General features: G+C 44.0%; 9 protein-coding genes. All 9 read left to right on the top strand.

What is annotated here, in order from left to right; translation table 11 throughout:
* Nucleotides 1-2,697, top strand: a 2,697-nt coding sequence (locus A3G19_RS02275; protein WP_294870372.1) for an efflux RND transporter permease subunit, incomplete at its 5' end; no start/stop codon positions are given.
* A 107-nt stretch (nucleotides 2,698-2,804) separates the two neighbouring features.
* Nucleotides 2,805-3,674 carry a hypothetical protein gene (locus A3G19_RS02270; RefSeq protein WP_015654609.1) on the top strand — a complete coding sequence of 290 codons (870 nt, stop codon included), beginning with the start codon at nucleotides 2,805-2,807 and terminating at the stop codon, nucleotides 3,672-3,674.
* Between the two features lie 60 nt (nucleotides 3,675-3,734).
* Nucleotides 3,735-4,235: a Rieske 2Fe-2S domain-containing protein gene (locus A3G19_RS02265; protein WP_015654608.1), complete on the top strand. Its 501-nt coding sequence runs from the start codon at nucleotides 3,735-3,737 to the stop codon at nucleotides 4,233-4,235.
* 10 nt (nucleotides 4,236-4,245) lie between these two features.
* Nucleotides 4,246-5,496, top strand: a complete 1,251-nt coding sequence (locus tag A3G19_RS02260) for a cytochrome bc complex cytochrome b subunit (protein WP_015654607.1) — start codon at nucleotides 4,246-4,248, stop codon at nucleotides 5,494-5,496.
* The gene (locus tag A3G19_RS02255; RefSeq protein ID WP_015654606.1) at nucleotides 5,496-6,374 is read left to right on the top strand and encodes a c-type cytochrome; all 879 of its coding nucleotides are present in this window, start codon (nucleotides 5,496-5,498) and stop codon (nucleotides 6,372-6,374) included. Before A3G19_RS02260 ends, A3G19_RS02255 begins: the two co-directional genes overlap by 1 nt.
* A gap of 10 nt (nucleotides 6,375-6,384) precedes the next feature.
* Complete coding sequence (locus A3G19_RS02250; protein ID WP_015654605.1) at nucleotides 6,385-6,780, top strand: hypothetical protein; 396 nt, start codon at nucleotides 6,385-6,387, stop codon at nucleotides 6,778-6,780.
* A gap of 104 nt (nucleotides 6,781-6,884) precedes the next feature.
* A complete protein-coding gene (gene moaA, locus A3G19_RS02245; protein WP_015654604.1) occupies nucleotides 6,885-7,850 on the top strand; it encodes a GTP 3',8-cyclase MoaA in 966 nt (321 codons plus the stop codon).
* A 130-nt stretch (nucleotides 7,851-7,980) separates the two neighbouring features.
* A complete protein-coding gene (locus tag A3G19_RS02240; protein ID WP_015654603.1) occupies nucleotides 7,981-8,739 on the top strand; it encodes a 7-carboxy-7-deazaguanine synthase QueE in 759 nt (252 codons plus the stop codon).
* Between the two features lie 54 nt (nucleotides 8,740-8,793).
* The coding region (locus A3G19_RS02235; protein ID WP_294870370.1) for a 6-carboxytetrahydropterin synthase at nucleotides 8,794-8,998 on the top strand (205 nt) is incomplete at its 3' end.

Below are 8,998 nucleotides of genomic sequence, written 5' to 3'. Positions count from 1 at the left end.
ATTAGCCGTGAATTCCCATCCGGAGTACGAGGCCCTTTTTTCAACGATGAGTACAATGATGTCTACAGTGTTTTGTACGCCGTAAAAGCGTCTGATCTCACGATGGCGGAGCTTGGTGACAGCGCCGAGGAGATTAAACGTCAGTTGCAGAGCGTCGCAGGGGTCAAAAAAGTGGATATTCTCGGCAAACAACCCGAACGTATTTTTGTGGAGCTTTCCACACGCCGTCTCGCGGCGATGGGTATCGCTCCCAATGTTATCATGGATGCATTGTCTGCACAAAACATGGTGACCCCCTCCGGATCAATCGATACGGCTAATGATCGAGTGCATATCCGAATTGACGGTACATTACACAACGCAAAAGATGTTGGAAATGTCAGTATCCAGGTTGGCGGGAAACTGCTCAAACTCTCCGATGTTGCTACCGTACGTGCAGGTTATGAAGATCCGCAAAGCTTTACAATCCGACATAACGCCGAGCAAGCAGTAGCCATCGGCGTGATAATGAATCAAAACGGTGATATTCTGAAACTCGGTACAGATTTAGATGCACAAATGGCGGTCATTAAAAGCAAATTGCCTATAGGCGTTGACGTTGAGAAATATGCGGATCAGCCTAAAATCGTAGAGGAATCGGTGTGGGAATTTGAGAAATCATTCCTTGAAGCCTTGATTATTGTTTTGATTGTCTCATTTGTCTCACTCGGATGGCGTACCGGTATCGTTGTTGCAGCCTCAATTCCTCTTGTGCTGGGAATAGTATCTATTATTATGTATGCTGCCGGATGGAGCTTGGATCGTATTTCGCTCGGCGCATTGATCATCGCGTTGGGTCTTTTGGTCGATGATGCCATTATTGCCGTAGAAATGATGACGGTCAAACTCGAAGAGGGATGGGATCGTTTGAGCGCGGCTACATTCGCCTATAGCTCAACGGCGTTTCCGATGCTTACCGGAACACTGGTTACGGCGGCCGGTTTTATGCCGGTTGGTTTTGCTCAATCGATTGCGGGGGAGTATGCCGGAGGGATATTTTGGGTAGTCGGGGTAGCACTTCTTGCGTCTTGGATCGTAGCCGTCATCTTCACCCCATACCTTGGGATGAAGATGTTGCCGCACTACGATGCTCCTTCATCAGAGCAGGAACATGACCCTTATGACAAGCCGATATACCATCGATTTCGACAATTAATTAACTGGAGTATAGCACGACGCTGGTGGGTTCTTGGGGCTACCGTTGCCCTTTTCGCTCTCGCCGGAGCCGGGATGATGTTTGTCCAACAACAGTTTTTCCCTACTGCGTCTCGTAGTGAGTTATTGGTTGAGCTTCGTCTAAGAGAAGGGGCTTCTTTCGAAGCGACCCAAAAGCAGGTACGTTTGATGGAACAGCAGCTTAAAGCCGATTCCAATGTTACGAGTTTTACAGCGTACAGCGGGGCAGGTACACCGAGATTTTTCCTATCGTTGTTTCCGGAACTCCCCAATCCTTCATACGCTCAGTTTGTATTAGTAACGCCTACTCTTGAAGCACGTGAAGATGTACGCAGCAGACTGATGGAGCTTTTTGCTAAAAATGAAGCCTTTCCGGATGTGAGAGGACGCGTTAGTAGACTTGAATTTGGTCCTCCGGTAGGGTTTCCTGTACAGTTTAGGATCATCGGGCCGGATGAGCAAAAAGTGCGAGAAATTGCGTATCGTGTCCGCGATATTGTTCGCAGCAGTCCGCTTGTGCCGGATACCCAACTTGATTGGAATGAGCAGGTACGCTCTATCGCCGTGCATGTCGATCAGGACAAGGCTCGTTTGGTCGGATTGAATACGGTAGATGTCCAAAATATCGTTCAAGCGGTAACCAACGGCGCTCCTGTTACACAGATTCGTAGGGGCGAGGAACTTGTTGATGTCGTAGTACGCGCTGTACCGGCGGAGCGTTTGTCTATTGAACAATTAGGTGACATACAGTTATTTACTAAAACGGGGATCGCTATACCCCTTTCTCAGGTGGCGAAGATCGAATCAACATTTGAAGATCCGGTACTATGGAGACGTGACCGTGATATGGCACTTACCGTACGTAGTGACCTTGCCGATGGTATACAAGGTCCTTACGCAACATCAAAAATTATGCCCACGTTAGCGCCGGTGATCGACTCCCTACCTGTCGGTTATCGTATCGAGGCTGGAGGTGCCATTGAGGAGAGTGATAAAGCCAATCAAGCGCTTTTTGCCGTTTTCCCGATTATGTTTGCCGTAATGTTATTGATATTGATGATACAGTTGCAGAATTTTTCTCTATTGTTCATGGTATTTTCGACCGCACCGCTGGGACTTATCGGGGTAGTTCCGGCTTTGTTGATTTTCAATGCCCCTTTTGGCTTCGTCGCGCTGCTCGGAGTTATCGCATTAGGCGGTATGATTATGCGAAATTCACTGATTCTCGTAGATCAAATCGAACAGGATATTGAACGGGGTGAGCCTGCGTGGAATGCCATCATCGAAGCGACGGTACGTCGTTCGCGCCCTGTGGTTCTCACGGCTGCGGCAGCAATACTAGCGATGATTCCACTTATACACAGTGTATTTTGGGGACCGATGGCGATATCGATCATGGGAGGATTGATCGTTGCGACGGCATTGACGCTGATCTTTGTTCCGGCATTGTATGCGGCATGGTTTAAAGTGAAGGTTTCATAATTTGAAAACTGCTTAACCATAGATAGGGTAAAATAAGCTATCAAAATAGAGTTATGACTACAAATTTTTATTATCAAACTTTATTGTAAATAACAAGGATATTTATTATGCGCTATTTTTACTACGTCCATACGGGTCACCGTATTGGATTGGATCGGTTCCACCGAGCCGTTGCCATTGTCAATGAACTTCAAAAAGAGATTGATATTACACTTCTTTGCTCCGATTTTCGGATTGCTGCAGAGGCGAAAGAGTATGGGATTAAACGCTCTGTCGGTGTAGATTTAGTTCGTAATATTCCTCAAATCGCGCATCATGGTGATAAAATGATTTTTGATTCAGCCGAGATCAATCCGACGCTGTTGAATGATATGACCCAATTTTTTCCCGCTTTTATCCGTATTAGCGATGATCCCTCTGATACCAAACATCCTAAAGAATTTTTGATTTCCCCTTATCTGGAAGGAGAAAATATTTGTAAAGCGACGGTGGTCAACGAACGCTATTATGAGCCGCTTCCTAAAACAATTCCCATGGCACTTTTTTTCGGGGATGATGATTATGAAAAGGATTTGGAGAAAAACCAAAATCTTTTTAAATCCCTCAATATGGAACTCTTGATGGGCTTTTACCATTTTCTTGGATATGAAAATAGCCTAAAAGAGAGCTTTGTTGCAATACACGAATGTGAATCCTATGATGATGTGATCCGTCGTAGCGAGATACTTATCAGTGCTTCGCCGATGGCAGTATTACAAAATCTTGCAGGCGGCGGAAAACCGATCTATCTCCAACGTGCCGATTATCCACGCGATTTTATCCCTCTTTTTATGTCGCTGAACATACCGATTGTTGAGCAATTTACTCAAGAACATCTTATGCAAGCTATAAGTATTGCTTTATCAAATAACTATCAAAATATCAAAAAAAGTAACACCGAAGTAATCGAATTCATAAGGAAAAGTTTCAATTTATAGAAACTTAAACCTTTTTAACTTATGATTGGGAGTTAAATTTCCAAATTAAGTGAGATGACTATGATGGATGAAAGCAGAAGAGGCTTTATTGGTAAAGCTTTCGGTGCAGTCGCCGCTGTCGGGGGAATCGCCTCGCTCATCGCGATGAAAAAGACATGGGATCCGCTCCCGAGCGTCATGTCTGCCGGTTTTACAACGGTAGACGTGTCAGGCCTAGAAGCCAATAAATTAGAAATCGCCGTATGGCGTGGAAAACCGGTGTTTATTCTAAAATACACCGAAGATATGAAACCAACGGACGGTCGCAGTGTCAAAATCGGTGATCACTATTTTTCAGTGATGATCGGTCTCTGTACCCATCTTGGCTGTATTCCGGCGTATCGTGCCGATCAGCATGACTTTAAATGTGCTTGTCACGGGGGTGAATTCACCGATGCCGGTATCAATAAATTCGGTCCTCCGCCACGACCGCTTGATATTCCGCCGTTCAAACTTGACGGTGTAACGCTTGTTTTAGGTGAAGAAGGTCCTGAATACAAAGCTATGACGGCGAAAGCGTAAGGGAGGCGAGATGGCAGAATTTAAAAAAGCAGACTCGATGCTCGAGTGGTTTGACCAGCGTTTAGGTGTTGTTAACTTTGTAAAAGTGATGATGACAGAATATTGGATTCCGAAAAATATTAACTTTTTGTGGGCAATGGGTGTATTACTCACCGTAATGTTTACTTTCTTGGTAGTATCAGGAATTTTCCTTTTGATGTACTACAAACCAGATGTTAATATGGCATTTGACAGTGTTAACTACACGATTATGCAAGAAGTGGCATACGGTTGGTTGTTCCGACATATCCATGCAGTAGGTGCATCGGTTGTTTTCTTGGTAATCTATATCCATATGTTCACCGGTATCTATTACGGCTCTTACAAAAAAGGGCGTGAGATGATCTGGGTATCAGGTATGTTGTTATTCGTCCTTTTCTCTGCAGAAGGGTTCAGCGGATATATGCTTCCATGGGGACAAATGTCATACTGGGCGGCGTACGTTATTACGGAAATTTTCGGCGGTATCCCGTTTATCGGAGATGAACTTGTTGTTTGGATTCGCGGTAACTTCTATGTATCTGATGCTACATTGACCCGTTTCTTCATGCTTCACGTATTGTTGATTCCACTTGCGATTATCGGTGCGATTGTATTCCACTTTTACGCGCTTCGATTCCCACACGTTAATAACGAAGCGGGTGAGTTCTTCGATTTCGATGAAGAAGCGGAAAAATACCTTGCAGGAAACAAAAAAGAGTCTAAAGTTGTCCCTTTCTGGCCGGTATTCTTGTCAAAAGATTTCTTTGTTCTCGGTTTCTTTATGTTGTTCTTTTTCTATTTGGTTTTCTTCCATTACAACTTCGCAATGGACCCGGTAAACTTTGATAAAGCAGACGGCCTTAAAACCCCGGCACACATCTACCCTGAGTGGTATTTCTTGTGGAGCTATGAAGTATTACGCGGATTCTTCTTTGAGATAGCGGGTGTTTCAGGTAAAGACCTTGGTTTGATCGCATTCGGGATAGCAAATGCTATTTTCTTTGTTATGCCATGGTTGGATCGCTCACCGATGGTAAAACCGGCTAACCAACGTCCGTATTTCAAATATTGGTTCTGGTTCTTGATGGCAGACTTGATAGTGTTGACTGTGTACGGTAAATTACCTCCGACCGGTGCAAATGCATGGGTAGGTTTTGCATCATCTATGACATTCTTGGCGCTTTTTGCGGCATTACCGTTTGTTACCAAAGCAGAAGCTAAAAAAGTGAAGGGGAAATAATGAAAGAGTTTAGAATTTTAGCCGTCATTATTGCTCTTGTCGGCATTACCTATTATGGAATCGAACCGTATGCTCACCATGTGATGCATCCGGAAGTTGCTGAGGCAGATTTTACGTTTAAAGATTTGAAAAATGTCGATACAACACTTAAAGGAAATCCTGAAAACGGAAAAGTACTTGTAGAAGCGAACTGTATCGCATGTCATGCTATTGAATCAGCGGGCCATCCTGCGGTTATGCCAAATGCAGACGCTGCAGCATCTTATGGTGTTGTACCGCCGGATTTGAGCAGTGCAGGTTGGATTTACGATAAAAATTATTTGGCAAACTTTATTTTTGATCCGGTCACTGCAATGCATTTGCAGCACAAATATACTCCAGAAAGCGGTAAAGCATTCCCTATGCCTGCCTATAACTGGATGTCTCCTCAAGAGATCATGGATATTGTTGCGTATTTCCAAGCACTTGCGCCAAAAGCGAAATCAGGTGTAGAAGCGCATAAAAATACGTATGAAGTAGCATGTGGACGTTGTCACTCTATGGCGTATGCCGGTTTTGAAGCGAAAACGCCAAGTGAAAATATTAAAGCATACATGGGCGCAACGCCTCCAGACTTATCACAATACATCAAAAGTCGTGGTGAACATTATCTTTACAGTTTCATTAACGACCCTCAAGTATTGCTCCACGGAACTTCTATGCCGCGTACGGGATTGAACCAAAAAGCGCAAGAAGAAGTAATAGCTTATATGGAAGCAATCGGTGATTCCAAAAAAGCTGAGCGTGAAAGTCTTGGAATATGGGTAATGGTTTATACCTTTATTTTTGCGATCTTGGCATGGTTGTGGAAACGCAAAATCTGGTCAGAAGTTCACTAAGGAGTAACGGATGAAAATGGTTAAAATTTTAGCTTTATCGGCACTTTTATGTGTCGGTGCAGCAGCAGACGATACTTTGGCATTGAATATGAGCCAAATGGAAAACGGTTTGAACAATGTTCAAAAAGGGTTTCTTTACAATGCGCCGGCATTGATCAAAGGTGGAGTGGCTGAAATTCAAAAAGCAGACGCTCTTTTTCACGATGCAGACGCTACCAAAAAATATCTTCCTAAAGATAAACAGCATATGAGCAATATCGCTTTCAATGCGGCTAAACGCATTGATACGGCATCTAACGATTTAATCAAAGCGTTGGATAAAAAAGAGTATTCAAAAGCTCATAAGTCTTATTCTGAAATCGTGAACGCCTGTACGGCATGTCACGCAGTCGTTCGCGGCTGGTAAAAAGTAATCCCCTTTCGGGGATTTCCCTCTTAACTCTTTCAATAAATAAAACTCAAAACAACTTTTAGATACTATCCGAACACTTTCCTCTTGCAAGGACAATTGTGTTAATAGATAGCTATGGCAGAACCGTTGATTATTTACGTGTTTCGGTAACGGAACGGTGTAATTTCAGATGCCAATACTGTATGCCCGAAAAACCTTTTTCTTGGGTTCCGAAAGAGAATCTGCTTAGTTTTGAAGAGCTGTTTGAATTTATTAAAATCGCCATTGATGAAGGGGTCACTAAAATCCGTATCACCGGCGGTGAACCGTTGCTTCGTGAAGACCTCGATACGTTTATCAAAATGATCCATGATTATAAAAACGATATTGACCTTGCGATGACGACAAATGCCTTTTTGCTCAAAAGTGCTGCACAGAAGCTCTATGATGCAGGCTTGCGTCGTCTGAATGTTTCAATCGATTCACTTAAACCCGAGGTTGCCGAAACGATAGCCAAAAAAGATGTTTTACGTCAGGTACTTGAAGGGGTCGAAGAGGCACTACGTGTCGGGATGAAGGTAAAAGTCAATATGGTTCCGATGAAGGGGCTGAACGACAATGAGGTTCTTGACGTTCTCGAATATTGTAAAGCTCGAGGGATGGTGGTCCGTTTTATCGAGTATATGGAAAATGTTCATGCCGAGGTCAATATCAAAGGGATGCAAAGTCCTGAGCTTTTGAGTATTATCGGCAGCCGATATACGTATGATGATGAGGGATTTGACGGTCACTCGCCATCGCATTATTATAAACTTTCCGACGGATATGAATTCGGGATTATCGAACCGCACAAAGATGATTTTTGTACTAAATGTAACCGTATCCGCCTTACTGCAGAAGGGAATCTTATCCCGTGTCTCTATTTTGATGAGGCGATGTCGATTCGTGACTCCGTACGACGCGGTGACATTAAAGAAGCGGCTCAAGTGCTCAAAGAGGTGATCCGCACCAAACCCGAAAAAAATCGCTGGAGTGAGGGGGATGCTGAAGTCTCTAGTCGTGCATTTTATGAAACGGGGGGATGAAGATGCTGTATCTTGTAGAACATTTTTATGGCCATTACAATACGACGTTTGAACGCGTCCAAGCGTCTACGTTAACACTGGGTATAACTGGGCGTAAGGCTCAAAAAGCTACGCTTTTGACGGAGCAAAAGTGTTATATTTAGTAGAACATTTTTACTCCGTTCAAGGTGAGGGAAAATACACGGGTGTGCCGTCACTCTTTTTCCGCTTCGGAGGGTGCAACCTCAAATGTGAAGGGTTCGGATGTACTGAGCGATCACCGGATGGTTCAGAAGTTCTCGGCTGTGATACGGTCTATGCCGTTGATCGTAAAGCATTCGGTGAGCTGTGGATGGAGATCGAAGAACTTCAGAGCCTTATCTGGATTATGAACGGGTATCGTTTACCGCCTCATGTGGATGTCGTCCTTACCGGAGGTGAGCCGCTTATTTATGCGAATGAACCGATTTTCGTCGAGTTTATTGAGTATCTGATAGGGCAAGGGCATCGGGTGACGTTTGAGACGAATGCGACGATTGCTCCCGATTTTAAACGCTATCCTTTTTATGCACAGGCAACCTATGCGTTATCGGTCAAGCTTTCAAACAGCGGTGAACCGTTGGATAAACGGGTTAAACCCGAAGCGTATGGAGCCATTATTGCGAATGCCAAAGAGAGCTTTTTTAAATTTACCGTAGATGAACCCTCATTGGTAAGTTACATCGAGTCGGAAATCGATGAGATCATTGCGCTGCATCCCTATACGCCGGTGTATTGTATGCCGTTGGGAGGGGATAAAGCCCATATTGAAGCAAACTGCGAAGCGGTGATCGAGTTTTGCAAACGTCGAGGATTTATCTACTCGGATCGCCTTCATATCCGTATTTGGGACCAGAACCACGGTGTATAATACGTATAACACTTGAAATCACATTTTGTGACCTCAAAATACTAAGGTGGATTTATGATTATCCGTAAATTATTTAAGTTCGAAAATGCCCATATTGTTCGGGGGTGTTCGACGCAACGATGTCGGGCATCTCTTCACGGTCATTCGTATAAGGTAGAAGTGTTGCTCGAATCGGATTATCTTGATAACGGTCAGATGGTCTATGATTTTGGCCTCATGAAGCAGGGGATGAAAGAGTTGATCGATGCCTTCGATCATG

The sequence above is a fragment of the Sulfuricurvum sp. RIFCSPLOWO2_12_FULL_43_24 genome (genome assembly GCF_001829605.1).
Classification (GTDB): Bacteria; Campylobacterota; Campylobacteria; order Campylobacterales; family Sulfurimonadaceae; genus Sulfuricurvum.
Note: the sequence above shows the minus strand (reverse complement) of the source record. Positions and strands in the feature narration are given on the sequence as shown.

What these genes read in the sequence shown, in the direction of transcription:
- A3G19_RS02270 (WP_015654609.1), top strand. Translation starts at nt 2,805, where the DNA reads ATGCGCTATTTTTACTACGTCCATACGGGTCACCGTATTGGATTGGAT.
- A3G19_RS02265 (WP_015654608.1), top strand. Translation starts at nt 3,735, where the DNA reads ATGATGGATGAAAGCAGAAGAGGCTTTATTGGTAAAGCTTTCGGTGCA.
- A3G19_RS02260 (WP_015654607.1), top strand. Translation starts at nt 4,246, where the DNA reads ATGGCAGAATTTAAAAAAGCAGACTCGATGCTCGAGTGGTTTGACCAG.
- A3G19_RS02255 (WP_015654606.1), top strand. Translation starts at nt 5,496, where the DNA reads ATGAAAGAGTTTAGAATTTTAGCCGTCATTATTGCTCTTGTCGGCATT.
- A3G19_RS02250 (WP_015654605.1), top strand. Translation starts at nt 6,385, where the DNA reads ATGAAAATGGTTAAAATTTTAGCTTTATCGGCACTTTTATGTGTCGGT.